This window comes from Gordonia sp. YC-XJ4 (assembly GCF_059511865.1).
Genome location: NZ_CM183447.1, coordinates 4,678,055 through 4,704,013, shown reverse-complemented (window position 1 = coordinate 4,704,013; position 25,959 = coordinate 4,678,055). Strand labels below are relative to the sequence as shown.

General features: G+C 66.6%; 22 protein-coding genes and 2 riboswitches. Of the genes, 11 read left to right on the top strand and 11 right to left on the bottom strand.

Annotated elements, in window-relative coordinates:
* The first annotated feature begins 43 nt into the window (after window positions 1-43).
* Entirely contained in the window at window positions 44-1,627 is a 1,584-nt protein-coding gene (locus tag AC5ZH6_RS20825; protein ID WP_006368276.1) for an AAA family ATPase, read from the top strand.
* Between the two features lie 31 nt (window positions 1,628-1,658).
* A complete protein-coding gene (locus tag AC5ZH6_RS20820; RefSeq protein ID WP_006368277.1) occupies window positions 1,659-2,201 on the top strand; it encodes a hypothetical protein in 543 nt (180 codons plus the stop codon).
* Between the two features lie 15 nt (window positions 2,202-2,216).
* Here AC5ZH6_RS20820 and AC5ZH6_RS20815 read toward each other — a convergent pair whose 3' ends face one another.
* The 6 genes from AC5ZH6_RS20815 to AC5ZH6_RS20790 form a co-directional block, all read right to left on the bottom strand.
* Entirely contained in the window at window positions 2,217-3,179 is a 963-nt protein-coding gene (locus tag AC5ZH6_RS20815) for a proline dehydrogenase family protein (RefSeq protein ID WP_006368278.1), read from the bottom strand.
* Window positions 3,179-4,810: an L-glutamate gamma-semialdehyde dehydrogenase gene (gene pruA / locus AC5ZH6_RS20810; protein ID WP_496167768.1), complete on the bottom strand. Its 1,632-nt coding sequence runs from the start codon at window positions 4,808-4,810 to the stop codon at window positions 3,179-3,181. The genes AC5ZH6_RS20815 and pruA overlap by 1 nt, the downstream gene beginning before the upstream one ends.
* Before the next feature lie 88 nt (window positions 4,811-4,898).
* Window positions 4,899-5,696, bottom strand: a complete 798-nt coding sequence (locus tag AC5ZH6_RS20805) for an ABC transporter permease (protein WP_006368280.1) — start codon at window positions 5,694-5,696, stop codon at window positions 4,899-4,901.
* 3 nt (window positions 5,697-5,699) lie between these two features.
* Window positions 5,700-6,584, bottom strand: coding sequence for a 2-aminoethylphosphonate ABC transporter permease subunit (locus tag AC5ZH6_RS20800; protein ID WP_006368281.1), 885 nt, complete (start codon window positions 6,582-6,584; stop codon window positions 5,700-5,702).
* Complete coding sequence (locus AC5ZH6_RS20795) at window positions 6,581-7,759, bottom strand: ABC transporter ATP-binding protein (RefSeq protein WP_496167766.1); 1,179 nt, start codon at window positions 7,757-7,759, stop codon at window positions 6,581-6,583. Before AC5ZH6_RS20795 ends, AC5ZH6_RS20800 begins: the two co-directional genes overlap by 4 nt.
* A 1-nt stretch (window position 7,760) precedes the next feature.
* Window positions 7,761-8,804, bottom strand: coding sequence for a 2-aminoethylphosphonate ABC transporter substrate-binding protein (locus AC5ZH6_RS20790; RefSeq protein ID WP_006368283.1), 1,044 nt, complete (start codon window positions 8,802-8,804; stop codon window positions 7,761-7,763).
* Between the two features lie 126 nt (window positions 8,805-8,930).
* Here AC5ZH6_RS20790 and AC5ZH6_RS20785 point away from each other — a divergent pair, with 126 nt between their 5' ends.
* The 4 genes from AC5ZH6_RS20785 to AC5ZH6_RS20770 all read left to right on the top strand — a co-directional run bounded on the left by AC5ZH6_RS20785 (window position 8,931) and on the right by AC5ZH6_RS20770 (window position 13,543).
* Window positions 8,931-9,506: an HD family phosphohydrolase gene (locus tag AC5ZH6_RS20785; protein ID WP_496167764.1), complete on the top strand. Its 576-nt coding sequence runs from the start codon at window positions 8,931-8,933 to the stop codon at window positions 9,504-9,506.
* Entirely contained in the window at window positions 9,490-10,188 is a 699-nt protein-coding gene (locus tag AC5ZH6_RS20780; protein WP_006368285.1) for a GntR family transcriptional regulator, read from the top strand. Before AC5ZH6_RS20785 ends, AC5ZH6_RS20780 begins: the two co-directional genes overlap by 17 nt.
* A 411-nt stretch (window positions 10,189-10,599) precedes the next feature.
* Complete coding sequence (locus tag AC5ZH6_RS20775) at window positions 10,600-11,838, top strand: ISL3 family transposase (protein WP_496167762.1); 1,239 nt, start codon at window positions 10,600-10,602, stop codon at window positions 11,836-11,838.
* A 73-nt stretch (window positions 11,839-11,911) separates the two neighbouring features.
* Complete coding sequence (locus AC5ZH6_RS20770) at window positions 11,912-13,543, top strand: HNH endonuclease signature motif containing protein (protein WP_496167760.1); 1,632 nt, start codon at window positions 11,912-11,914, stop codon at window positions 13,541-13,543.
* A gap of 115 nt (window positions 13,544-13,658) precedes the next feature.
* On the opposite strand, the gene AC5ZH6_RS20765 is transcribed toward AC5ZH6_RS20770, so the two are convergent.
* From AC5ZH6_RS20765 to AC5ZH6_RS20755, 3 genes are all read right to left on the bottom strand, one after another.
* A complete protein-coding gene (locus AC5ZH6_RS20765) occupies window positions 13,659-15,293 on the bottom strand; it encodes a PucR family transcriptional regulator (RefSeq protein ID WP_496167759.1) in 1,635 nt (544 codons plus the stop codon).
* Between the two features lie 115 nt (window positions 15,294-15,408).
* The gene (locus tag AC5ZH6_RS20760) at window positions 15,409-17,580 is read right to left on the bottom strand and encodes a glutamine synthetase III family protein (protein WP_496167757.1); all 2,172 of its coding nucleotides are present in this window, start codon (window positions 17,578-17,580) and stop codon (window positions 15,409-15,411) included.
* A 137-nt stretch (window positions 17,581-17,717) separates the two neighbouring features.
* On the bottom strand, window positions 17,718-18,854 hold the full coding sequence (locus AC5ZH6_RS20755) for an FUSC family protein (RefSeq protein ID WP_006368290.1): 1,137 nt from the start codon (window positions 18,852-18,854) through the stop codon (window positions 17,718-17,720).
* Window positions 18,855-18,904: 50 nt separating this feature from the next.
* On the opposite strand from AC5ZH6_RS20755, the gene AC5ZH6_RS20750 reads away from it, so the two are divergent.
* Window positions 18,905-19,432, top strand: coding sequence for a MarR family winged helix-turn-helix transcriptional regulator (locus AC5ZH6_RS20750; RefSeq protein ID WP_172398760.1), 528 nt, complete (start codon window positions 18,905-18,907; stop codon window positions 19,430-19,432).
* Window positions 19,433-19,521: 89 nt separating this feature from the next.
* Window positions 19,522-21,117: a GMC oxidoreductase gene (locus AC5ZH6_RS20745; protein WP_496167755.1), complete on the top strand. Its 1,596-nt coding sequence runs from the start codon at window positions 19,522-19,524 to the stop codon at window positions 21,115-21,117.
* Here the strand turns inward: AC5ZH6_RS20745 and AC5ZH6_RS20740 are convergent.
* The gene (locus tag AC5ZH6_RS20740) at window positions 21,106-21,684 is read right to left on the bottom strand and encodes a TetR family transcriptional regulator (protein ID WP_006368293.1); all 579 of its coding nucleotides are present in this window, start codon (window positions 21,682-21,684) and stop codon (window positions 21,106-21,108) included. The two genes, AC5ZH6_RS20745 and AC5ZH6_RS20740, sit on opposite strands and share 12 nt — an antisense overlap.
* Before the next feature lie 157 nt (window positions 21,685-21,841).
* On the opposite strand from AC5ZH6_RS20740, the gene AC5ZH6_RS20735 reads away from it, so the two are divergent.
* The 3 genes from AC5ZH6_RS20735 to AC5ZH6_RS20725 all read left to right on the top strand — a co-directional run bounded on the left by AC5ZH6_RS20735 (window position 21,842) and on the right by AC5ZH6_RS20725 (window position 24,684).
* On the top strand, window positions 21,842-22,279 hold the full coding sequence (locus AC5ZH6_RS20735) for an SRPBCC family protein (RefSeq protein WP_006368294.1): 438 nt from the start codon (window positions 21,842-21,844) through the stop codon (window positions 22,277-22,279).
* Window positions 22,280-22,288: 9 nt separating this feature from the next.
* Window positions 22,289-23,122: an SDR family NAD(P)-dependent oxidoreductase gene (locus AC5ZH6_RS20730; RefSeq protein ID WP_026919908.1), complete on the top strand. Its 834-nt coding sequence runs from the start codon at window positions 22,289-22,291 to the stop codon at window positions 23,120-23,122.
* A gap of 57 nt (window positions 23,123-23,179) precedes the next feature.
* Window positions 23,180-23,258, top strand: a riboswitch (ZMP/ZTP riboswitch).
* A 19-nt stretch (window positions 23,259-23,277) separates the two neighbouring features.
* Window positions 23,278-24,684 (top strand): NAD(P)/FAD-dependent oxidoreductase, encoded by a 1,407-nt coding sequence (locus AC5ZH6_RS20725; RefSeq protein ID WP_020170292.1) that lies wholly within the window; start codon window positions 23,278-23,280, stop codon window positions 24,682-24,684.
* A gap of 21 nt (window positions 24,685-24,705) precedes the next feature.
* Here the strand turns inward: AC5ZH6_RS20725 and AC5ZH6_RS20720 are convergent, their stop codons facing one another.
* On the bottom strand, window positions 24,706-25,665 hold the full coding sequence (locus tag AC5ZH6_RS20720; protein ID WP_288338064.1) for an ABC transporter substrate-binding protein: 960 nt from the start codon (window positions 25,663-25,665) through the stop codon (window positions 24,706-24,708).
* A gap of 207 nt (window positions 25,666-25,872) precedes the next feature.
* A riboswitch (SAM riboswitch) is annotated at window positions 25,873-25,957 on the top strand.
* Window positions 25,958-25,959: the final 2 nt, after the last annotated feature.

Sequence of the window (25,959 nt, the reverse complement as noted above, 5' to 3'; positions counted from 1 at the left end):
GCAGGAAATAAGACCGACCTCACCAGAAGCGAAGGAGTCCACCGTGCTCGTCGCACCCACCGCCGTTGTCGCGGCTACCTCGTCACCGGACCTCACCGCGGTACGCGCACAAGCGGGTTCGTGGCGTTCGGCCGAGATCGGGATCACCGACCGCGATCTCACCGACGCGGCGCTCGCCGATCTCGTCGACACCGCCGGTGGTGCGGGCGAGGACTCCTTCGCCAGGGCGGTCACCGCGATCATCTCGGCCCGCGCCGGTAGCTTTCCGCGCATCCCGCACATCGACGCGGCGACCGAGATCTTCCGAACCTTCCTGCGCCACGACCTCATCGACGGTTGGCTCTACGTCCGTGAATCCGATGGATATCTGCATCCGTACCTCGTCATGGACCTGACTCTCGAACATGCCGACCGCACCCACGGTCCGCGGATCAAGTTCACCATGGAGGCCGACAACGCCACGGTGAAGCGTCCGTCGCGCAAACCGAAGGTGCTCTACTTCGAGGAGACCGAGGTGGTCGGCAAGACCCCCGGTGACGTCCTGGCCGCCGGCGGTGCCTACAAGGAAACCCCGGAACTCAAGGAGGAGTACCAGACTCGCCGTGAGCAGTATCAACGGATCATCGACGACGGGTTCGGTAAGCAGTACCGCTACACCGGCCGGGTGATCCGCACCGATGACTACCGGGCGCCCAACAAGCGGGAGAACCGCAAGGTGGTCCACGACGTCGCACCGAGCGAGATCGCGGCGCTGCGCATGGTGGCGCCGTCGATCCTGTTCGGCCCCGATGAGTACGGGCCGGTCCCGGTGATCACCGCGGTGCGCGTGTTCGATTTGGGCGCACAGGATTTCCTCGACGTCAACACCGGCGACCTCGTCGACTACGCCTACGATGCGCACCTGCAGGACAAGCTGGTGCTGCCCGACGATCAGCGAGAACTCCTCAACATCCTCACCACCGACATCTCGGTGTTCACCGGTGACATCATCGACGGGAAATCGGCGGGCAACGTGATCCTGGCCAAGGGACGCCCCGGCGTCGGCAAGACGCTGACCGCCGAGGTGTACGCCGAGGTCACCGCACGTCCGCTGTACTCGATCCACTCCGGATCACTGGGTGTGACACCGGAATTGGTGCGCAAGAATCTCGAGGTGATCTTCGACCGCGCCAAGCGGTGGGATGCGGTGTTGCTGCTCGACGAGGCCGACGTCTTCGTCATGGAACGCGGAATGGACCTGTCGCAGAACGCGATCGTCGCCGAGTTCCTGCGCACCCTCGAGTACTTCGACGGATTGCTGTTCCTCACCACCAACCGGATCGACGGCGTCGACGAGGCGATCCTCGCCCGGTGTGCCGCGGTCATCGAATACCAGCCACCCGGACCCAAGGACGCCCGCCAGGTGTGGCAGATCCTCGCCGCGGGCAACGACGTCATCCTTGGGGAGGATCTACTCGACGACCTCGTCGGCGGCTTCCCCGACATCACCCCGCGCGACATCAAGATGCTGCTGCGACTCGCGTTGCGGATGGCCAGACATCGCGGGGTCGATCTCGATGCCTCGGTGTTCGCCGGCAGCGCGGTGTTCCGCGGGTTGCATTACATCCCGCCGGAGGATCGGCGGTAGCGCATACCTCGGTGCGCCTACGCTGGGTGGGGTGCGGTATGACGTCGAGATCGAGTCGCTGGTCGTGTCACCCCGACACGCCTACTTCGGCCGGCCCAAGGACGGTCCCGCCGACGACGTGGCGACCCACACCCCCGATCACGTCGATGTGGTCGCCGACAAAGGGATTCGCGGCGACCGGTTCTTCGGCGTGCGCGCCCACACCGAGGCCGCGGTGACGTTCCTCGCGATCGAGGCGTGGCAGGCCGCGGCCGGTGACGCCGACCCGGTGCTGGCCCGGCGCAACATCGTTGTGCGCGGTCTCGAGCTCGATCCGCTACGCGGCGTGGAATTCGAGGTCGACACCGGCGACGGCCCCATCCGGTTCCGCGGTGGCCGGCCGGCACATCCGTGTTCCTGGATGGACACCATGGCCGGCGACGGCGTGCGCAAGGCCCTCATCGGGCGCGGCGGACTGCGCGCCCAGCCGCTGACCTCGGGGGTCCTCCGGGCTGGACCGGCGGTGATCACCGCAGACGTCGACCTCGACGCGGCCCGCGCTGCCGATCAGGTCCGGCGCGCGCAGCCGCTCTGAGTAGCGGGCCGGTGATTACCCCGCGAGCGCCCTCAGGAAGAACCCGAGGTTGGCAGGCTTCTCGGCGAGACGCCGGACGAAGTAGCCGTACCATTCCTGGCCGTAGGGGATGTAGACGCGCACCCGCGCGCCCTGGGCGGCGAGACGATGTTGCTCATCGGCGCGAATCCCGTAGAGCATCTGGTGTTCCCAGCTGTCGGGGGCGCGACCGACCTCGGCGGCAAGGTGGCGGGCGGCTGCGATCATCGTCGGGTCGTGGCTGGCGACCATCGGATATCCGTTGCCCTTCATCAGGATTCGCAGACACCGCAGGTAGGCCTCGTCGATCTGGGAGCGGTCGGGATAGGCGACCGCCGCCGGCTCGGCGTAGGCGCCCTTGCATAACCGGATTCGCGCGCCGGATGCCGCGAATTCGGTGCAGTCGTCCTCGGTGCGACGCAGATACGCCTGCAGGACGGTGCCGAGTTCGGGGAATTCACCGCGCAAGGAGCGGACGATCTGCAACCGTTCGTCGACGGTGCCGTGGTCCTCGGCGTCGACGGTGACCAGCACCCCGGCCCTCCGCGCCGCGGCACAGATCGTGTGCGCGTTCTCCTCGGCGATCTTGCGGCCATGTCGGGGCAGTGATTGGCCGAGCGCGGTGAGTTTGAGCGACACCTCGAGCCTGCCGGGCTCGACGTCGAGCGGCGACATTTCTTGCGTCGACATTGCCTGGAGGAGTGCGAGATAGGCGTCGACGGTGGCGCTCGCCTGGCTCTCGTCGGTGGTGTCCTCACCGAGGTGATCGATGGTGACCGAGAGTCCCTCGTCGAGGCATCCGCGGATCGCGGCGAGTACGTCGTCGAGGGTCTCGCCCGGCACGAACCGGTTCACCACGCGCTCGGTGATCGGCAGCCGCACCGATGCTTCCTTGATCCGTTCGCTGGCAGCGGCTTTCATGATCACCGGCCGCAGAACCGCGTCGAAGACCGTACTCATCACTGCTCCATGTGGGGGTAGGCGGAGGAGGTGGGCGGCACGAAGGTCTCCTTGATGGTGCGGGTGGAACTCCAGCGCATCAGGTTGGCCTTCGACCCGGCCTTGTCGTTGGTGCCCGAGGCCCGGCCGCCACCGAAGGGTTGCTGACCGACGACGGCACCGGTGGGCTTGTCGTTGATGTAGAAGTTGCCTGCGGCATTGCGCAGAACATCCGATGCGGTGGCGACCGCGGCGCCGTCAGAGGCGATGATCGATCCCGTCAGCGCGTACTTCGCGCTCGAATCGACCATCCGCAGGATGTTCGGATAGTCGGCGTCGGGGTAGACGTGCACGGCGAGGATGGGGCCGAAGTACTCGGTCGCGAACGCCTCGTCGGTCGGGTCGTCGCCGAGCAGGACGGTCGGGCGGACGAAGTAGCCTTCCGAGTCGTCGCAGTGTCCACCGGCGGCCACCGTCATCGTGGGCACGGTCTTGGCGCGATCGATGGCCGCGACGTGCTTGTCGAAGGCGCGCCGATCGATGACGGCGCCTCCGAAGTTGCCGAGGTCGCGGACGTCGCCGTAGGTCAATTCGTTGGCCTCGGTGAGGAAGTCGTCGCCCATCCGATCCCACACCGAGCGCGGGATGTAGGCGCGGGAGGCGGCCGAGCACTTCTGCCCCTGGTACTCGAAGGCGCCGCGGATCAGGGCGGTGCGCAACACATCCGGGTCGGCCGAGCGGTGGGCGACGATGAAGTCCTTGCCGCCGGTCTCACCGACGAGACGTGGATAGCTGTGGTAGCGGTCGATATTCGCCCCGACCTCGCGCCACAGATGCTGGAATGTCGCCGTCGACCCGGTGAAGTGGATGCCCGCGAGACGTGGATCGGCGAGGGCGACATCGGAGACCGCGATGCCGTCGCCGTGGACGAGGTTGATGACCCCGTCGGGCATTCCCGCGGCGCGCAGCAGTTCCATGGTCAGGTGCGCGGCGTAGGCCTGTGTCGGTGACGGCTTCCACACCACCGTGTTGCCCATCGACATCGGCGCGGTGGGCAGGTTGCCGGCGATGGCGGTGAAGTTGAACGGTGTGATGGCGTAGACGAATCCGTCGAGGGGGCGATGGTCGAGGCGATTCCAGACGCCCGGCGAGGAGATCGGTTGTTCGGCGAGGATCTCGCGGGCGAAGGCCACGTTGAAGCGCCAGAAGTCGATGAGCTCGCAGGGTGCGTCGATCTCGGCCTGCTGCACGGTCTTCGACTGTCCGAGCATGGTGGCCGCGGCGATCCGTTCGCGCCACGGTCCCGAGAGCAGGTCGGCGGCGCGCAGCAGCACCGCGGCACGATCGTCGAAGCTGGTGTGTGCCCAGGCGTCGGCGGCCTCGAGAGCGGCATCGACGGCCGCTCGTGCCTCGTCGTGGCCGGCATTGGTGAAGGTGCCGAGCACCTCGGCGTGGGCGTGCGGTTGCACGACGTCGATGCGGTCGCCGTCGCCCATCCGGGCACGGCCGCCGATGACGTGGGGGAGGTCGATGGGGTCGGCCTGTGACTGTGCGCGCAGTTCCGCGACGATGCGGGCACGTTCCGGAGTGTCCGGCGCATAGGTGTGAACCGGCTCGTTCGCCGGGCGTGGGGGAAGGGTGATCGCGTCCATACCCGTCAGTCCACCAAGACGGCGACACCTGCGATATGTCCGATCAGCCAATCATCGACGTTGATGGTTGGCTGATCGGACAAGCGGGTCAGCGGACGACGGCGCGTGACCGGATACGTCCGAGGAGGACCAGTGCGAGCATCGTGGTGACCAGCAGGATGGTCGTGCAGGCGGCGGCGGAGAATACATCGCCGCGGTCGGAGAGCCCGAAGATGGTGACCGGCAGCGTTTTCCACGTCGCCGGATAGACCATCACCGTGGCACCGAGTTCACCCATGGACAGGGCCACCGAGAGACCTGCGGCCGCGCCGAGCGCGGGGAGGAGCAGCGGCAGGGTGACGCGGGTCAGCACCCGCAGCGGTGACGCGCCGAGCGATTCGGCGGCCTGTCGATATGCCGGGTCGAGCCTATCCAAGGCGGCCGAGACCGCGCTGAACGCAAAGGCCAGCACCAGTACGGTGTGGGCGACGACGACGATCCACTTGGTGCCCCCGAGCAGCAACGGGCGCGAGTTGAAACTGATCAACAGGCCCAGGCCGATCGCCACCGACGGCACCGCGATCGGCAGATGGAAGACGGCGTCGGTGATCCGGCGCAGCGGTCCCGCGGAATCCCGGATCGCCAGCGCCGCCCAGGTGCCGAGTATCAGGGCGAGGGCGCCGGCGATGACCGCGGTCTGCAGGCTCACCGACAACGAGGCGACGTTCTCGCCCGAGAGTGCGTCACCCATGTGTGTCAGACCCAGATGGGAGGGCAGTGGGCCGGTCCAGGACCCGGCGAATCCGGCGAGAACCACGGTGGCGATGGGGGCGACGAACACCACCAGCACCACGACGGCGAAGATCATCCATACGGCGGCGCGGCCGCCACGACTCCAGAACAGCATGTCTCACAGTCCTTTCCGCTTGCCGGATATCCGGGCGAAGATGAGGCGGTAGATGCCGTAGAGGGCCAATGACAGGGCCACCTGGACGGTGGCGATCACCGCGGCGCCGGCGAGATCGAAGGTGACGATGCCGCGGGTGTAGATCAGTACCGGCAGCGTGATCACGTCCTTGGCGCCGGTGAACAACACGATGCCGAACTCGTTGAGCGTCAACAGGAGAACCAGGCTGCCGCCGGCCATCAACGCCGGCCACGCCTCGGGCATGATGACCGAGCGCAACACCCGCCACGGGGAGGCCCCGAGACTCGCGGCGACATCGAGTTGATCGGTGGACAGCGTCGCGAACGACGCGAGCAGCGGCCGGACGACGAACGGGGTGAAAAAGGTGATCTCCGCAGCGATCACCCCCCACGGCGTGGCGAGGAAGTTCAGCGGACGGCTGCCGGTGACGTCGGCGATGATCGCGTTCACCGCACCCGCCGTGCCGTAGAGAAAGGTGAACGCCAGCGTGATCAGAAACGACGGCAGTGCGAGGACGGTGTCGATGAGTCGCGCCACGATCGTGGAGCCGGGGAACGGCACGAAGGCGAGGACGATCGCCAGGAAGGTACCGAGGATCAGCGCCCCCAGTGTCGAGGCGACGGCGACCTGCGCGGTCCGCAGGAGCGCGGTCCGGAAGATCTCGCTGGACAGTACTGCACCCCAGGTGCTTTCACCGGTGCCGCCCGCTGATTCGGTCAGCACCCGCACGAGTGGGTACACCGCGATGATCAGCACGATCACGAGCGGTGGCCACACCCAGACTGCGCTGCGCGATCGCAGGGGGCGGTTCGGTTGCGGTGGTGGCGTGGACGTGGCGTCGTCGGTGAGTAGTGCGCCGGCGCTCATCGCGGGGTGCCCTCGGAGGCGACGAGGACGCCGATGGGGTCCGGGAAGCGCACGCCGACAACCGAACCCGGTGCGTAGTCGACGTGACCGACGACGTCGGCGTCGATGAGCTGATCGGGCAGTCCTTCGACGGCCAGGCTGACGCGCGTCGTCGAGCCCCGCCACACCGACCCGTCCACCCGCGCCCACATCGAGCCGTGTGCGCCGGCCGGCGCCACCTCGACGTCGTGCGGCCGCACGCAGATCAGCGCCGGCGACCCCGGTGCCCACCGCTGGACAGGTTCGGGTGCGTTGGTGGAGAACATCTTTCCGCCCGCCTCCACCAGCGCGGTGGAGCCGGAGACCCGACCCACGGTGCACGGGATGAGGTTGGCGCCGCCGAGGAATCCGGCAGTGAAATCGGTTGGTGGCCGCGACCACAACTCGTCGGCGGTGCCCAGATCCACCAGGCTCGCGTCCCGCATGACGCCGATTCGGTCGGCCAGTGCGAGCGCCTCGGTCTGATCATGGGTGACGTAGAGCATCGTGGTGTCGGGCAACGCATCCCGAAGGTGCTGCAACTCGACGACCATCGACGACCGCAATGCGGCATCAAGGGCGGCGAGCGGCTCGTCGAGCAGCAGGACCTCGGGCCGGATGGCCAGGGCACGGGCGATCGCGACGCGCTGCTGCTGGCCACCGGACAACTCGCGGGGGAGCCGGGAGGCGTACTCGCCCATCGCGACCATCGACAGCGATTCCTCGACGCGTTCGGCAATGACCTTGCGCGGCAGGCGTCGTGCCTTCAGCCCGAATGCGACGTTGTCGGCGACCCGCATGTGCGGGAACAGCGCGTAGGACTGGACGACCACGCCGATGCCGCGTTTGGCGGGCGGTAGATCGGTGATGTCGTCGCCGTTGAGGAAGACCTGACCCGCGCTCGGCCGGACGAAGCCCGCCAGCGCCTTGAGCGCCGTGGACTTGCCGGAACCGCTCGGACCGAGGAGCGCTATGGTCTCGCCACGCCGAGCCCGAAGGGTGAAATCGCGGAGTGCATCGGTCGACTTCTTGCCGCGGCCATAGGTGACCGACACACGATTGAACACGATGCGCTCAGGTGCCTTGACGGCTGTCGTGGCATCGGTGTCGGTGGCGCGGCCGGCAAGTGCCGAGCGGCGGATCGGGTTGTCGCTCATGTCAGTTCCCGGTGGCCTTCTGGTAGGCGGCGACGTCGGCGTCGAGAGTACTGAGCACCGCATTCCAATCGGGCCGCCACACGGTGACACCCTTGATGGCCGCGACGGGGCTGTCGGGGCCGTTCGGTGCGGTCACGTCGGTGCGGACCGGGATACCCAGCGCGTCGGTGGCGACGGTGTTCTGCACGTCCTTGCTGACCAGGTAGGCGAGTAGTTTCTTGGCCTCTTCCGCATGCGGTGCACCCTTGGTGACACCGGCGAAGTAGGGGAGCGAGACGGTGGTGCGGGTGCCGTCGGGCATGGCCGGGAAGAACAGGGAGAACTTCGAGCCGTCGTCGCGGATGGAGGCGAGATTCATCTGCACATCGCCGTTGGCCACCAACAGTTCTCCGTTGCTGACCTTGGGCTGCAGCTTGCCGGTCGAGCTGGACGGACCGACATTGTTGGTCTGGAGTTTGGCGAGGTAGTCGAGGGCCTGCTGGTTGCCCATCAGGTGCTGCAACAGCAGGAGCACCGCGGTTCCGTCGCCGGCCTGCCCGGGTGTGGAGTACTGGATCTTGCCCTTGTACTGCGATGCGAGCAGGTCATCCCACGTGCGCGGTGCGGGCTGGGCGGAGGGGTTGGCGATGAAGCTCAGCGTGTTGTCGACGATGGCGACATAGTTGCCGTCGGCGGCATTGTTGCCCTGGGCGATTGCGGCATCCTGCACGCCGGAGGACTGCAGGAGTTTGTCGGCGTCGGCGCGCTGGATGAACGGCGGCAGTGTGACCAGCAGGTCCGCCTGCGGGTTGGACTGCTCCTTCTGGACGCGCGAAACCACCTCGCCGGAGCCGGCTTCCACGACGTTGACGGCGACGCCGGTCTGCTTCTGATACGCCGCGAACTGGCTCTTGTACCAGCTGCCGAGGCCGTCGGCGCTGTACACGGTGAGCGTCGTGGCGCCCGACGACGACTGGGTGCCGGTGCCGCCGCACGCGGCGGTCAGAGTGAGGGCGGCCGCTGCAGCAGCGACTGCAACGGCGCGGGTGAGGTGTCGAACTCGCATGGGTGCTCCTGGTCTGGACAAGTTGCGATCGGGGCGTGTGCTCCACCATCATCACCGTTTGGTCTAGACCAAAGAAGGTCTGCCAGGAAAACGTTCGGTTAACTTTTGGTCTAGACCGAACCCGGTATGCTTGCGGGCATGACTTCTCCAGCAGAGATCGTCACCGAGGTGACCGCCCTGCTCGACTCGCTCCACGGTGTCTACGACGAGCTCGCCGTCGACGAGTTCGAGCATGCGACGCAAGCTGCGTGGCAGGCGCGGGTGGACGGCGCCGACGACGAACTTGTGCTCGCCGCGGCGCTCCACGACATCGGGCACAGTCCGCTGATCGATGACCATGCTCATCACGACCGCGCCGCATGTGCTTGGTTGGCACCACGATTCGGCGAGCGGGTGGCGTGGCTGGCCGGCGCGCACGTGGCGGCCAAACGTCATCTGGCCGCGACCGAACCGGGCTATGCGGAGTCGCTCAGTGATACATCCGTTGACTCCTTGGAGCATCAGGGCGGCGCAGGCGACGTCGGGATCGAGTGGACGGACCACCGCTGGTGGTCGGATGCGGTACGGCTCCGCCGATTCGACGATGCGGCGAAAGTTCCTGGTGCGCAGGCGATCAGCGTCGACGAACTGTGTCGTATCGCCGGATCGGTCGCCGAACGAGCAGTGGCGACGCAGGAGGCGCTCGGTGCGCGAGACTCCTAAGTACTACCAGGTGCGCACCGGACTGGAGGAGAAGCTCGCCGGCCTCGAAGAGGGTGATCCGGTGCCGGCCGAGCGCGCGCTCGCCGAGGAGTTCGCCGTTGCACGCGAGACCGTCCGACAAGCCCTGCATGATCTGCTCGTCGAGGGGCGGATCGCGCGGCGCGGTCGTGGCACCGTCGTGTCGGCTCCGAAGTTGGTGCAGCCGTTGTCATTGCAGTCCTACACCGAGGGCGCGAAGAAGCACGGACGGACTCCGAGTCGAGATCTGGTGCAGTTCATCGAGGTTGATGCCGACGACGCCCTTTGTGATGACCTCCAATTGCCCCCAGGCTCGCGCGTGCTGCACCTCGAACGTGTATTGCTTGCGGACGGAGCGAAACTCGGCCTCGAGATCACCTATCTGCCCGTCGATCGCTTCGGCGACTTCTTGACCACCTTTGATCCCGCCACCTCTCTCTACGCGGCAGTCCGTGCGACAGGCGTCGATTTCGCCTCCGCCCACGAACGGATCGAGACGGCGCTCGCCTCTCCTCGCGAGGCGGCGCTCCTCGAAACCACGACGTCCATGCCGATGATCCTGTTGCACAGGCGATCTCTCGACTCCGACGGCCGCCCGATCGAAAAGGTCCGTTCCCTCTACCGCGGCGACCGCATCGCCTTCGAGGCGGTCCTGCGGGAGTAGCGCGCCGCGATTTCCTCGGTGGTGCGGACAATGCTCGGCGAGCGGGGTCTCGAGGCTCGTCGCTGGCGCTCCTCGGCACCTCGACCATCGGAGTAGAACGACGGCCGTTCCTGGCCGATGGTCGACCCTTCCCTCCGATGGTCGAGGTGTGAGCCGCGTGCGGCGAGCCTCGAGACCCTGGTGAGATGACAAGTATCGCAACCACATCGACGCCCAGCCGACGCACCCGAAAAAAGTTGTCCACAGATTTTGTCGGCCTCATCTCCGCCGGACCGGTTTTGTCGGTACCCCTTCGTACACTTGTGGCGCTTCTCATGTTGAAGTGGGTTATGCACAGCGCGCCTAACGGGCGCAACGCCTTCTCTCACATAGGTTTTGAGTTGCGAAGATCAATACCTAGAGGAGTCGGCGTTGCGCACTGTGAGTGTACTGCAGAAGGTCCTGGGATTGCAGAAATCCCGTGTGGTCGGTGTTCGGTTCGACACCGATGACGGTGGCGAACTTATTGTCTTCACGGTGCAGTTGCATCAACGGTCCGCTGGGCGGTGTCCGCACTGCCAGAAGCGTTGTGGTCGTTACGACCAGCGTGGTGCGAATCGGCGGTGGCGGCATCTGGACCTGGGAGGATGGCGGTGCTTCGTCGAGATGGTGTGTGTTCGGGTGTCGTGTCCGTCACATGGTGTGGTGACCGAATCTGTGCCGTGGGCGCGGGCTGGGGCGCGGATGACCAGGGCATTTGACGATCAGGTGGCATGGCTGGTGGCGCACTCTCCGATGTCGTCGGTGCAGGAGATGATGCGCGTGTCATGGGCGACGGTGTCGCGGATCGTAGATCGCGTCGTCGCTGATCACCTTGGTCGGACTGACCGGTTGAATGGTTTGCGGCGCATCGGTATCGATGAGATCTCCTATCGCAAGGGTCGGCGTTATCTGCTTGTCGTTGTTGATCACGACACCGGCCGTATGGTCTGGGCCGGCGAAGGAGCGACCAAGGAGACCTTGAACCGATTCTTTGATGAACTCGGGCCGCAGCGGACCCGGGAGCTTACCCATGTCAGTGCCGATGGAGCCGATTTCATCGCTACCGTGTTGGCGCAACGAGCACCTGAGGTCTACGTGTGCATGGATCCGTTTCACGTGTTGCAGTGGGTTTCTCAAGCCATGGATCGGTGTCGGTCGCGGGTGTTGAGCCGGATTGACGGACTCTCGCAGGCCGATCGCAAACGTCTGCGCTGGGCATTATTGAAGAATCCGGAAGATCTGACCGCTGAGCAGGAACATGCCCGCCAGATTGTCATCACTGCCGCAAACGATGTGTTGGCGCGGGCTTATCAGCTCAAAGAGCTTCTCCGTCAGATACTTACGAGGAAGTTCGGCCGTACCTGGCAACGGTTGCGGCGCTGGCTCGCCGAGGCTGACAATAGCGGCATCAGTGAGATGCAGACGGTCGCTCGGTCGGTCCGGGCCCGCGAAATACAGATCTACAACGCTGTCACCTGTGAGATGTCTAACGGTCGTGTGGAAGCCAACAACACTCACCTACGCGCATTGACAAAGCGGTCGTACGGATTTCACAGTCCCGAGGCGCTCATCGCGATGGCAACACTGACCCGAGGCGGTGCGTGTCCGGCCCTGCCACAACAAAACTGACCCACTTTTGGGTGAGGAGAGCCACACTTGTGCCCATAGGTTGGATCACCGATCGCGGGAGGGGAGGTTTCGGGTGTCGACGACGTTGACGTTCACCGATCCGGGTGCCGATGCCGCCGCGATCGCAGCCATGTCGCGCGATGAGCTCACCGAGACCGGCCCGGACCTGCTACGCGAGTCCCGCAAATACGAAGCCCGGACGGTGCTTGCTGCCGCCGCGCTGGCGGAGCGGGTGTACCGCGAGCGTTTGGCGGGCCAGTCCGAGGTCGAGGTGTGGGGCTCGGTGATCGAGCACGCCGACAAACTCGCACGCGCCGAAGTGTCTCTGCAGTTCAAGGTCTCCCGCAGCAAAGCCGGCAGCTGGATAGCGCTGGCGGATCTGTTGGAGAAGTTCCCCCTCATCCGTGCCGCCTATCTCAATGGAGAGCACTCGACCAACCGGGTCTCGATCATGGCGCGCGCCGCCCAACGTGGCGCGGACATCGACACCGACAGCGACAGCGACAGCGTCGATACCGGTGACGAGTCCGAGATGTCGTTCGAGGAGATCGTCCTGGACTACGGGTCCCGCGCCACCACCGATCCAGTGCTGTCGCAACAACTCGACGCCGCACTGATCTCGATGAACCCCGACAGTGTCATCGAGGACCGCGACACCATCACCGACCTGGTGGGGAACGTGACCATCACCCCTGATGTTGCGGGGCACTCCTCTCTGGATGCGGTTGTTCCCGCCCATTACGGGGTGTTTCTCACAACGCAGATCAACGCGCTCATCGATGAACGGACCTGCCGTGAGGACCCGCGTCGAGTGGGGTCGCTGCGGGTGATCGCACTTGGGGAGATTACCGGTGTGCCGGGAGCGCACCTCGACTGTGAATGCGGACAGGACGACTGCGCGAAAGGCGGTGCTGCCCGTGACGAGTCGGCGGAGACACCCGCTGACGCTGCGGATGCGGCAGCGTGGGACGACCTGATGCCCGAACCTGTCGACGCCGATGTACCTGAAGTCGAGGACATCGAACCTTCCAGTGCGCCGGAAGCTTCCGATGAGCATGACTCAGTTGAGCTGGTGGAGCCGGTCGCGGAACCCGAGATCCCCGACCCGACTGAACCTTCCACCCCTCCTGAGGTGGCGGTGGCGTTCGGACGGGCCCTGGTCGTACCCGGTGCACCCGTCCTGACGGTGTTGAAAGATCCGGACGGGATTCTCGTGCCTCGGTTGCAGGGATACGGGCCGATCGACCGCGACTACGCCACCACCCTCGCCGACGTGGCGAAGACCATCCACTACCCCGAATCCGTACGGACGGCTGGTCCGTTGATCCCGCAGATCTCCGACCGGCCCCAAGCACCACCGGCCGATCCGACCGGACACGGAGGTCACACCGTGCCATCACCTGGGGCATTGACATATGCACCCAGCGCCACCTTGCGCGCTGAGGTGTTGGCCAATGATGCCTGGTGCCGATACCCGTACTGCAGCAGGCCGTCACACCTGTGCGACCTCGATCATTGGCGACCCTTCAACCACACCGACCCCGAGGCCGGAGGGTGGACGGTACTCGGTGACCTCATCCCACTGTGTCGCGCCGATCATCAACGCAAGCATCTCGCGGAGTGGGTGCCGACGCTCTACACCGATCGGCGGGTGGAGTGGCGAAGCCGACGGAGCGGGCAGGTAATTGTCACCTACCCACGGTGACGGGGTTTCGCTGTGGGATGGAACCAGCTGTGGCTCACCGGGTCTCGAGGCTCCTCGCTGGCGCTCGTCGCACCTCGACCACCATGAAAAGGCACCTCGACCACCACGAAAAGCACTACCGGGCGCGAAGTGACAGCGCCACCACCAGTCGGGTGGCGGGGTCGTCGAGGTCCATGTCGGTGAGGTCGCGAATGCGACGGATGCGGTAGCGCAACGTATTCGGGTGGATGTGGAGTGCCTCGGATGCTGTGCGTACATCGCCGAAATGATCGAGATAGGCGCGCAGTGACGCGGTGAGGTCGCCGCCGGATTCGGTGTCGCGGTCGGCGAGTTCGACGACGCGTCTGTCGATCAGGTCGGGGTTGGTCGAGAGCAGGGCGACGATCTCGCCGAGCAGCACCCCGGTCTGGGACGCCGACACCGTCGTCACCGGGTCGATGAGGTCGGACTCCCGTTGTGCCGCATCGAGAACCCGATCGGCAAGTCGGCGTAGTTCGGGGACCTCGGACAGTCCTGCTGCCGGTCCGGCGACGACGGCGCGCACCGATGTCTGAAATTGCCGGTCGGCGGCCTCGACCGCCGAATGGGCCCACGCCAGGACCGAGTCGACGCCGGGGCCGTTTGCCTCCGACCCGTCGCCCGGCAGCACCACGTAGGCACGCGCCCCGAGGGTGGTGGTCACCGACAGCGGCCGCAAAGCGCTGGCGTGCAACGTCAATGCCGACACGACACCCGCCGGAATGCCCGAACCCGCGACCTCGCCGACGCTCGGCCCGCGACCGGCGAAGCCGACAACGATCACCGGTGCGTCGGACGCGATGCCGAGTTGCGCCCCCAGATATCCCGCGTCGATGCTCTCGCCATGCGCGCCGAGGAGCCGCCGAACGATCTCGTCGTGGCCGGTCCCCGCCGCCCGGCGTCGCGAAATCACCCGTGCCGCAACGGCAGCGGCCCCTCGAAGGATGGTCTCGGCGTCGGTGGCGAACTCCGAGTCGCCCTGCTGTAGCCAGACGACTCCCAGGAAGTCCGGACCGGAGCGGATCGGTGCAGCCATCCGCGGCCGTAGACCCAGGTCGGCGCGCGCGGCCACCCGCACGACCCCGTGCGAGGTGCGCAGGGCGTCCATCACCCCCCACTGGCGCAGCCACGCCAACATCTCCGGTGGCCCCTCGCGACCGAGAATCGACAATCGCCGTAGCTCGTCGGCCTCGTCACCGGCGCGACTGTAGGCCAACACGTGTGAACGTTGATCCTCGATGCTGACCAGGCCGTGAGTACGTCGGGCCACTTCGGCGGCGAGTTCGAACAGGTCGCCGCTTGTGCCCGACGCCCACGCCCCGGACGCCAATGCATCGGGGTCCCCGACACCTGCTGCGGTGTCGAGGACACGAATCAACAACTGGTAGATCCGCTCCCACCGTGCGTGCGGGTCGACGTCGATGACCGCGATCCCCGCTGCGGCGAGCGCCTCGGTCACTCCCGAACCCGGGGATTTGAGCATCACCGCAATCGGCGGTGCGGCAGCGATCGTCGGAAGCCAGTGCACCACATCGGCTTCCGACGCACCGACCATCAGGAACACGTCGGCGCCGCGCGCGGCCGCACCCAACGGCAGACGCAGGTCGTCGGGGTCGAGCAAAGCCACCGATCCGACGGTGACGTCGAGACCCCGTGGTGCCTCCACCAGCGTCACGAGCGTCGCGTCGAGGGCGAGCACCAGCCGCCCCAGCCCGATCCGCGCCTCGTCCATAGCTCGAATCTACGGCCCGGCCGATGAATACACACGTGCCCGCCGAGAACGAATCCCGGCGGGCACATGCGGGGCTGCAGAGTGGATCAGTACGAGGTGGATCGGTGCGAGGCGATCACAGGATCGTGAGCATCTCGTTGTAGGTGGGCAGCGGCCACAGATCGTCGGCGACGATGGTCTCGAGCTTGTCCGACGCGGTCCGGACCTCGGCCATCGGCGGGATCAGCGAGGTGAGCGCGTATTCCGACTCCGCTTCGACGGTGTCGCCGTGGAATCCGGCGATGGCCTCCTCGAGGGCGTCCATCTTCTTGTTGAGCGCCTTGACCGAGGTGGTCATCGTCAACAACGCCGGGGTTTCCATGTCGATGCCCGCGGCCTTCAGGCTCGCCGCGGTGGACGCCAACTCGCCCATGTAGCGGGTCGCGGCCGGCAGGATCATCGTCTTGGCGATCTCCAGGGTTTCCTTGGCCTCGACCAGCAGCGCAAGCGCGTACTGCTCGAGCACGACCTCCTTGCGGGCCTTGAGCTCCCGCTCGGACAGGATGCCGTACTTGGACATTAATTCCTTGATCTCCGGCTCGTCGAGCTGGGCCATCGCGTCGACGGTGGTGCGCAGATTCAGCAGACCACGAGCGGCCGCCTCCTCCTGCCACGCATCGGAGTAGCCGTCGCCGTTGAACACGACCTTGCCGTGATCGGTGACGATCGCCTCGAGCAACTTCTGCACTGCTGCATCGAACTTCGTGCCCGCGGCGGTCTCCGTCTCCAGGAAGGTGCACACGTAGTCCAGTGAATCGGCGAGCATCGCGTTGATGGCGACCATCGGGTCGGCGATCGACTGGTTGGAGCCGGGCGCACGGAACTCGAAACGGTTACCGGTGAAGGCGAACGGGCTGGTGCGGTTGCGGTCGCCGGCGTCGGCCTTGAGCGGGGGCAGGGTGTCGACGCCGAGTTCGAGGACACCGGTCTGCTTGCTCTCCTTGGCGCCGCCCTTGGCGATCTGGTCGAAGACGTCGGCGAGTTGCTCGCCGAGGAAGATCGAGATGATCGCGGGCGGTGCCTCGTTGGCGCCGAGGCGGTGGTCGTTGGACGCCGAGGCCACCGACGCGCGCAGCAGGCCACCGTATTTGTGCACACCGCGGATGATGGCCGCGCAGAACACCAGGAACTGCTCGTTCTCGTGCGGGGTGTCGCCCGGATTGAGCAGGTTGCCCTGATTGCTGTTACCCAGCGAGAAGTTGACGTGCTTGCCCGAACCGTTGACGCCGGCGAAGGGCTTCTCGTGGATCAGACAGACCATGCCGTAGCGTTCGGCGACCTTCTTCATCGTCGTCATCATCAGCTGCTGATGATCATGGGCGAGATTGGACTTCTCGAACACCGGCGCCAACTCGAACTGGCCGGGAGCGACCTCGTTGTGCCGCGTCTTGGCCGGGATGCCCTGCTTGAACAACTCGCGGTCGAGCTCGATCATGAACGCCAGCACACGATCCGGGATGGACCCGAAGTAGTGGTCGTCGAACTCCTGGCCCTTGGACGGCTTGGCGCCGAACAGGGTGCGGTTGGCGGTCATCAGGTCGGGTCGGGCGAAATAGAAATGACGGTCGATCAGGAAGTACTCCTGCTCGGCTCCGGCATAGGAGACGACGGTGTCGACGTCTTTGTGTCCGAACAACTTCAACAGTCGCATGGCCTGCTTGCTCATGGCCTGCTGGCTGCGCAGCAGCGGTGTCTTCTTGTCCAGGGCCTCACCGGTCCACGAGATGAAGATCGTGGGAATGCACAGCGTGTTGCCGTTGGGGTTCTCGAGGATGTAGGCGGGGCTGGTGACATCCCACCCGGTGTAGCCGCGGGCCTCGAAGGTGCCACGCAGACCGCCGTTGGGGAACGACGATGCATCCGGCTCGCCCTGCAGCAGCGTCTTGCCCTGGAATTCGGCGAGCGAACCGTCGGAGCCGTCGGGCTCGAGGAACGAGTCGTGCTTCTCGGCGGTGAACCCGGTGAGCGGGTAGAAGACGTGGGCGTAGTGCGAGGCACCCTTCTCGATCGCCCAGTCCTTCATCGCCGAGGCGACGTAGTCGGCGAGAGTCGGGTCCAGCGGCGCGCCCTTGTCGATGGTGGCCGACACGGCCTTGAACACGTGCTTGGGGAGACGCGATTTCATCACCGACAGGGTGAAGACGTTGCGGCCGAAGGTGTCGGCCAACGGCTCGGGGAAGCCGTCGGTCTCCATCTCGTAGGTGGTCACGGCCTCGATGGCCTGACGGCGCGACATGCTGCCACTCATGGGGTACTCCTGGGTTGGGTGCCCCGGATCGTCGACTGGGTGTCGTGGTCGGGCCGGGGCGTTGTGCGAGCGATACGAAGCTATGAGTGACAGGTACCCGCATCGTTGCGCCAATGTGACGTACGTGAAAACTCGGTTCAGTTTCCTGTTGTGTGCAGGTCACGTGAGGTGATGGCGAGTGCGGCAACGACGATGCCCACCACGATGCCGATGCCGGTGTCGAGCACTCGGTCCACCGCCATCTCGGGTGACAGGCCGGCGCCCAACCCGGTGAGCAGCAGTGCCATCGGGGTCACCGCCAGTGAACAAATCGCGTAGTTGACGGTGGAGAAGATCTCCGCGCACGTCTGCAGGACCACGATGGCCGCCACCGCGCCCCAATAGCCGAGCGGCAGCGCGAGCAATGCCGCGGCGATCGCCGCACCGCCGATGTTGCCGAGCAACCGGGCCACCCCGCGACTGACCGTGTGGTGGTAGCTCACCCCCTGCATGGCGGCCATCGCTCCCATCGCGGCCCACATCGGGTGCGCGAGCCCCGCCGCCGCGGCGACTCCCGCGGCCGCCGCCGCGGCCACCGTGATGCGGGCCGCCGAGATCAGCAGATGGCGTCGGGTGTGCGAGGAGTGACCTCCGGACAGTTGCGTCCACAGGGATTCCCGCGCAGCCGATCCGGGGATCTCGGTGCGGCCCCGGCCGGTCGACATCGCGATCAGCCAGGGCGCCAACGCGGCGAGCAAGCCGATCACCGAGCCCAGGGCGGTGGCCGCGACAGCCCGGCCGACGTCGGAGAGATCGCCCGCGAAGCCGGCCGCTCCGGTCGCCGCGAAGACGAAGATGATGCCTCCCGGGCCGACGATGTGCAGCGCCGACACCAGATAGGCGGCGGCACCGGCGAGGGCCGAGATGACGCCGATCTCGACCACCAACGATCCGGAGAATGCGCCGAGCGCGGCACCGATACCGACGGCCGTGGTGATCGCGACGGCAAGCACGCCCAGCCGGCCCGCACGTACCGGATAGGGGTCGGGCCGGCAGAACGCCGAAATCAGTGTGCCGAGAGCGGCCAGTCCGGCGATGTCCCGATGACCGGTCAGTCCGCCGATCACCAGGACCACGCCGACGGCCATGCCCACCCGCAGTGGTGCGGCGTAGCCGATCCGGCTGGTGTCCACCGACAACGCCTCCCGCCACGCCCGCACGCTCACCGCGTGGCGCAGTGCGGCCCGACGGGAGGGGCGAGCGGGCAGGGCGAGGTAGGGAGAGGCCGTGGACATGAAATTACTTTATCACTATTTTACTAGTAAACTATGTGATCGCGACTACGATGAGCCGCGTGACCGACGCCGCCGACGCAGCCCGGGATGCGGGCCCCCGCGACCTGGTCGACCGGATCATCGACGAGTGGGCGCAGGCCTTTCCCGATATCGACGTCGCCCCCATCGGCGTACTCGGTCGGGTTCAGCGCATCGCTGCGATCTCCAATGCCCAACTCGACCGCAATCTCGAGGAGCACGGAATCGGTCGATCGGAGTTCGACGTCCTCGGTGCGCTGGTGCGCGCCCGGCGGCCGCTGCGAGCCAGTGAGGTCGTCTCGACGACGACACTCAGTGGTGCATCGATCACCAAGATCAGTGAAAGTCTTTCTCGGCGAGGGCTCTTGGAGCGCAAGAAGTCCGAGCGGGACGGTCGGGTCGTGCTGCTGCGGCCCACCGACGCCGGCCGCAGGCTTGTCGATGCCGAGTTGCCACGCCGCCTACGTGACGACGAGGAAGCACTGGCGGCATTGACCGACCGGGAACGGGCGACGCTCGCGGCGTTGCTGCGCAAGATCTCGCTCGTCGTCGGCGGCTGACCGCCGCTTACACGCAAGTTCTTGACACAATCTGGAAACACTGTCTAGTTTTCTCGCAACACTCGACGTTGCTGTCCGACAGGGGTTTCATGCGCACATTCTCTCGCCGTCAGGTGCTCGCCGGTGCCGCCGGCGCCGGGGTCACCGGGGTGATCGCCTCCACCGCCGGGGTCGGCCGCGGCTTCGCGACGCCGGGCCGAGCCGTTCCGACCACACGCGAGGAACACCGCGTCGTGGTGATCGGCTCCGGATTCGGTGGGGGAGTCACGGCCTTACGGCTGACCCGTGCCGGGGTGCCGGTGGTGCTCCTCGAACGCGGACGACGCTGGCCGACCGGACCGAATTCGACGACCTTCCCGAGTGCCACCCATCCCGACAAGCGCATCCTCTGGCACCAGTCGACACCACAGGTCTTCGGTCGTCCGCTGTCGGTGGAACCCTATGTGGGCCTGTTCGAATCGATTGCCGGACAGAACATGACACCCATGGTCGCCGCCGGCTGGGGTGGGGGCTCACTGGTCTATCAGGGCATGACCCTGCAACCGTCGGAAGAAGTGTTCGGCGCGCATTTCCCCGCCGGTCTCGACTGGCCGTCGATGAACGGCACCTACTATCCGCGGGTCGCACGCATGCTCGGCGCGCAGGTCGCCCCCGACGCATTGATCCGCACCCCCAACTACCGGGTCGTCCGCGAGTTCGCCGCCCATGTGCGGCGCGCCGGACTGCCGGTGCAGAAGATCCCGATGCCGATCGACTGGAACTATGCGCTGGCCGAGGTGGCCGGGAAGATGCGCCCGTCCTACACCAACGGCGACGGCGCGATCGGCGTCAACAACGGCGGCAAACACAGCGTCGACGTCACCTACCTGTCGCAGGCGGAACAGACCGGACTTCTCGATGCCCGAATCCTGCACGACGTCACCGAGATCCACCGCGAACCGACCGGCCGCTGGCGCGTGACGGCGAACCGGACCGATGAGACCGGCCGGGTCCTCGAGACCGTGATCCTGTCCACCCCGACGTTGTTCCTCGCCGCCGGCTCGATGAACACCAGCCGAATGCTGGTGCGCGCCGGGGCAACCGGAGCGATCACCGATCTCCCGGACGCCGTCGGCACCGGCTGGGGCACCAACGCCGACCGAATCTACATCTGGAACGCCCCCACCGCCGATTTCGGTGCGGCGCAAGGGGGCCCGGTTGTGTACGGCAGCCTCAACTGGTCCGACCCGCAGCACGCGTTCACTGTCATCCAGGCGTCCATCCCGCCGATCCCGGTCAACACCCACTCCACGATGATGGTCGCCTACGGCGTCAGCGCCGGGCGCGGACACTTCACCTACGACGCCGCCACCGACCAAGCGGTCCTGCAATGGCCGCACGAAGGGGACTCGATACTCCAAAACCGTTACATCACCCCGGCGGTGAACCGCATCGCCGGACCGGACTCCACCCTGATCGACACCAACGCGGTGCTCCCGTCGACCTGGCATCCGCTCGGCGGCGCGTCCATGGGCACCGTGTGCGACCTGGAAGGTCGGGTGCACGGCCAACGCGGACTCTACGTCGTCGACGGTGCACTGATGCCCGGCACCTGCGCCGCCTGCAACCCGTCGATGACCATCGCCGCGGTCGCCGAACGCGCGCTGGACCGCATCGTCGCCACCGACGTCGGCTCACTCATCTGAGGGTGTCGACGCCGCCGCGGTGGGCATGGCCTCGAGGGCGGGCCGGAGCCAGCGGTCGAGGAAAGCGCGCAATTCGGCGTCGGTGCGGGCGGCGTCGTCGACGACCACCAGCGACAGGCTCAGCAGGGCCGTCATGTCGACGATGTCGTCGACGTGCGGTGCGTACTGCGGCGACGCCACGATGATCGGGTGCAGGATCTGCGTGGCGACCTCGCGGGTCCTCGACATCGCGCCGTCATCGAAGAACGGATGGCTTTCCTGCGAGGTCATGAGCATCGACAGAGCCGGATCGGCCGCGGCCATCGAACGGCCGGCGACGATGAATTCGACGAGGTAGTCGGTCAGATCGGTGATGCCCTCGAGCCGCGCGTGGATGGCGCCCATCGCGGTGATCGCGAGCTCGCCGAGCGCCTGGGAGACGAGATCCTCGCGGGAACCGAAGATCGAATACACCGTCTGCCTCGACACGCCCGCCGACGCGGCGACGGCCGCGATACTCGCCCCGGCAAAACCCTCAGTGGCGATCAGGCTGAGCGTCGCGTCGATGATCTTCCCTCTCGAACGCATGCCCTCGATTATGACGCCGCGTCCGCACCCGCCCTGCCGCGCCACGCTGGGCCGGTGGGTTGTGTGCCGGGCCTGCGCACCGACCGCCTACTGTGGGCTGCACGACCTGCCGCCACCGGCGGGTCTCGGCTCACGTCGACAGGGGAGGTCCAGACCAATGAGTGTGGTGCGCCATTCGTCCACGATCGAGGTGGCACGCGACCGCGTGTTCACCTACATCAACGACTACGAGAACGTTCCGGAGTACATGTTCGGGATTCATCAGTTCACTCCGCGGACAGACCTGACCAGCGGCAAGGGCTCGGTCTTCGACGTCGCGATCAAGGCGGGACCGAAGACCCTCAAGTCCACGGTCGAGACCGTCGAGTGGGTCGAGAACGAACTCATCGTGCTCAGGGCCATCGAGGGCTTCCAGGCCAACACCACCTGGCGCTTCGCCGACCTGGATGCGGGCGGTACCAAGGTCGACGCCGAATTCGAGTACATCCTGCCCGGCGGTTTGGCCGGAAAAGCGCTGGGCGCGATCATGGATCCGTTCGCGGCCCAGGCGATCAAGCACACCGACGCCAAGCTGCGCTCGGCGCTCGCGGAGTAGTCGCGCGTGGTGAATGTGGCCGCGACGTTGTTCGACCTGGCGCAGCGGCGATCGCTGTTGCCGGGCCCGGTGGAGAACGCGGTGACCGGACCCGGTCGTGATGTCTCCGGCCTGACGGTGCTGGTGACCGGTGCCTCGGCAGGTATCGGGCGCGAAGCGGTGCGTGCGCTCGCCGCGCGCGGCGCCCATCTCATCGCCGTCGCCCGCCGCTCCGACGAGCTGCGGTCATTGGCGTCGGAGACCGGATGCGACCACATCGTCGCCGACCTGTCCGCCGAGGCCGGCGTGGCAGCGCTTCTCGACGAACTCGGTGATGGGCGGATCGATGTCCTGGTGAACAACGCGGGACGATCGATCCGCCGGTCGATCCTCGACTCCACCGATCGGCTGCACGACTATCAGCGGACGATGTCACTGAACTACTTTGCCGCGGTCCAACTCTCGCTGGGTCTGCTGCCCGGGATGGTCGAGCGCGGATCCGGCCAGATCGTGAACATCTGCACGTGGGGCCTGATGGCGGGAACGTTCCCACGCTTCTCCGCCTACGCCGCGTCCAAGAACGCCCTCGGGATCTTCGGACGCAGCCTCAACGCCGAACGTCCACACCCCGGCGTCTGCGCCACCAACGTCTACTACCCACTGGTGCGGACCGAGATGATCGCTCCCACAGCGGAATACGACGACGTACATGCGCTCGACGTGGCCGAGGCAGCGAACTGGATCGTCCGCGCGATCACCCACCAGCCCGAGGAGGTCGCACCCGCGGCCCTGCGTGCGGTGCTGCCCGTCCTCGACTACCTCTCACCGGCGGTCGCCGACCGCGCCATGCGCTCCCTGACCTGAGCGCACCGGGACCGAGCTCGTAACAAAGCCCTCGCGCCGGGCGTGATCGTGCGCTAACCTCGGCAGTGCGACTGGCGCAGCCGGAATCGACCGGCAAGGAGCACGTTCGGAGACATCGTCCGCCTGGGTGTCGATCCCCGACGAAGGAACGTGCCATGGCCCGATCACAACCCATCACTGCCGCACATCCCAGCGATGCCGCACACCCCGCGCAGACCGGCCGCCACCACGTGGTGATCATCGGCTCGGGTTTCGGCGGGCTCGCCGCGGCTCGCCGACTCGCCCACGCCGATGTCGACGTCACGGTCATCGCCCGCACCACCCACCACCTGTTCCAGCCGCTGCTGTATCAGGTGGCCACCGGGCTCATCTCGCAAGGCCAGATCGCCCCACCGATGCGGGTGATCCTGCGCAATCAGCGCAACGCGCGGGTCGTCCTCGGCGACGTGGAGAGCATCGACCTCCAGCAGCGCAGGGTCACCTCGCGTCTGCTCGACCGCGAACTCACCACCGGTTACGACAGCCTCATCGTCGCCGCGGGTGCCGGCCAATCCTATTTCGGCAACGACCATTTCGCGGAGTTCGCACCCGGTCTCAAGACCATCGACGACGCCCTCGAACTCCGCGGACGTATCCTCGGCGCCTTCGAACAGGCCGAGTTGTCCACCGATCCCGACGAGCGCGCCCGCCTGCTGACGTTCGTGGTGGTCGGCGCAGGTGCGACCGGGGTGGAGATGGCCGGGCAGATCGCGGAGATGGCGGCCAAGACGCTGCGCGGCGCCTTCGACTCCATCGATCCGACGCAGGCGCGGGTCATCCTCCTCGACGCGGCGCCGTCGGTACTTCCGCCGTTCGGGCGCAAGCTCGGAGGACGGGCTGAAAAGCGTTTGCGCTCACTGGGAGTCGATGTCCAACTGGGGTCGATGGTCGTCGACATGGATTACGACGGGCTGGTGGTCAAAGACCCCGACGGCACCACCCGACGCATCGAGAGCCAGTGCAAGGTGTGGTCGGCGGGTGTCGCGGCCAGCCCACTCGGCCGCCATCTCGCCGAGCAGAGTGGGGCCGAGACCGACCGCGCCGGACGGGTCCGGGTGCAGCCAGATCTCAGTCTGCCCGGCCACGCCGAGGTGTTCGTCGTCGGCGACATGATGGCACTCGACGGGGTGCCGGGCCAGGCCCCGGCGGCGAACCAGTCCGCGCGGTACGCCGCCGACACCATCATCGCTCGGCTCAACGGCAGTCTGCGGGCTCGAAAGCCGTTCTCCTACTGGGACAAGGGGTCGATGGCGACGGTCTCGCGGTACTCGGCGGTCGCCAGCGTGCCGATCCCCGGGACGTCGCGGCACATCGAGTTCTCCGGTTATCTCGCCTGGCTCGGATGGCTGTTCCTGCACCTGATCTACCTCGTCGGATTTCGCAACCGCTTCACCACGCTGATCGATTGGCTCTTCGCGTTCACCTCGCGCAGCCGCAACCAACTCGCGGTCACCGAGCAGCAGGTGTTCGCGCGCACCGTGATCGACCGGCTCGAGGAGATCGAGGAACGCGGCGCCGCCTGAGGCGCCGCCGGGGGCGAGCGCCTACAGTTTCGCCAACGCCGGCGTCAGCTTGTCGATCGCCCACGGCACCGAGTAGATCGTGGGTCCGCCGAACGCCGACGCGGTGTCGTTGGTGAGGAACACCGTCGTGCCGCGGCGCACCGCGGGCAGCGAATCCCAGCCGGGTATCGCATCGAACGCCTCGGGCCCGCCGACCAGCGGCCAGAAGATCAGCAGGTCCGAAGCGAAGATGTCGATACGTTCGGCCGACACGATCGTGCGTGCGCCACCGGGCGCGAGCCCTTTGACCGCCGGGTCGAGAACCAGTCCGAGTTCGGCAAGCAGTTTCGCGGAGGGGTCGGTGTCGCTGGTCACCACACCGAACTGATTCTGCGGGGTCAGCTGTCCGAAGGTGAACGTCTTGCCCTGGCTCGCCGGGTATTTCGCCCTGGTGGCCGCGATCTGCTGCTCGACCTCGGCGACGGCCTCATCGGCCTGCTGCTGCTTGCCGAAGATCCGGCCGGCCGTCGTCATCACGTCCTGCCAGCTGTCGGTGACGGTGTTCTTGGCCATCACCGGAATCGTGGGGGCGATCTGCGTCAGGCGGTCGTAGGCCGCGCGGTCGGGCAGGTATCCGGCGAGGATCACCTGCGGGGCGAACCGCGCGATTGCGGCAACGTCGGGGGTACCGGCCTCCACGTCATAGGTGACGATCGTCGACGAGTGCTCCGGCGTCCAGGCGAAGCGATTGTTCGGGCCCGAATACCCCTGCGCGAGGAACTCCGCGGTGATCGGGACTCCGAGGCGGATCAGCGAATCCGACCACGCGCCGCCGAAGGTCACGACCTTGGTCGGATCGCTCGGAATCGTCGTCGATCCGTACTGGTGCTCGACGGTCACGGTCTCTCCCGCGGACCCGGCCGGGTCGTCGGGGGAGGAGCACCCGAGAAGGGCGACGAACACCAGGGTCAACAGGCCGGCGAGAACTCCACGAGCACACATCTCGTTAGGTTAGGCTAAATCGCCCGTATCGGACAAGGTCGACGCGGGCGTGACGACGCCATTGCTCGCCACCGATGCCGTCCGGACGTTCGGGTTAATCCCACGGTGACCGAAAGTCTGTGCCGCGTACGCGCCCGGACGCCGTCGACGTACTCGAGCAGCTCCTGACTTTCTTGCCGTGTGCGGCGCCGCCGACCTACCGTGAATCGACCATCTGGAGCGACCGAGAGACCCGGCTCGTCGACGTCGCAGCAACCCCAGAGGAGGGTGCTAACGCCGGGATCGATGGGAGTC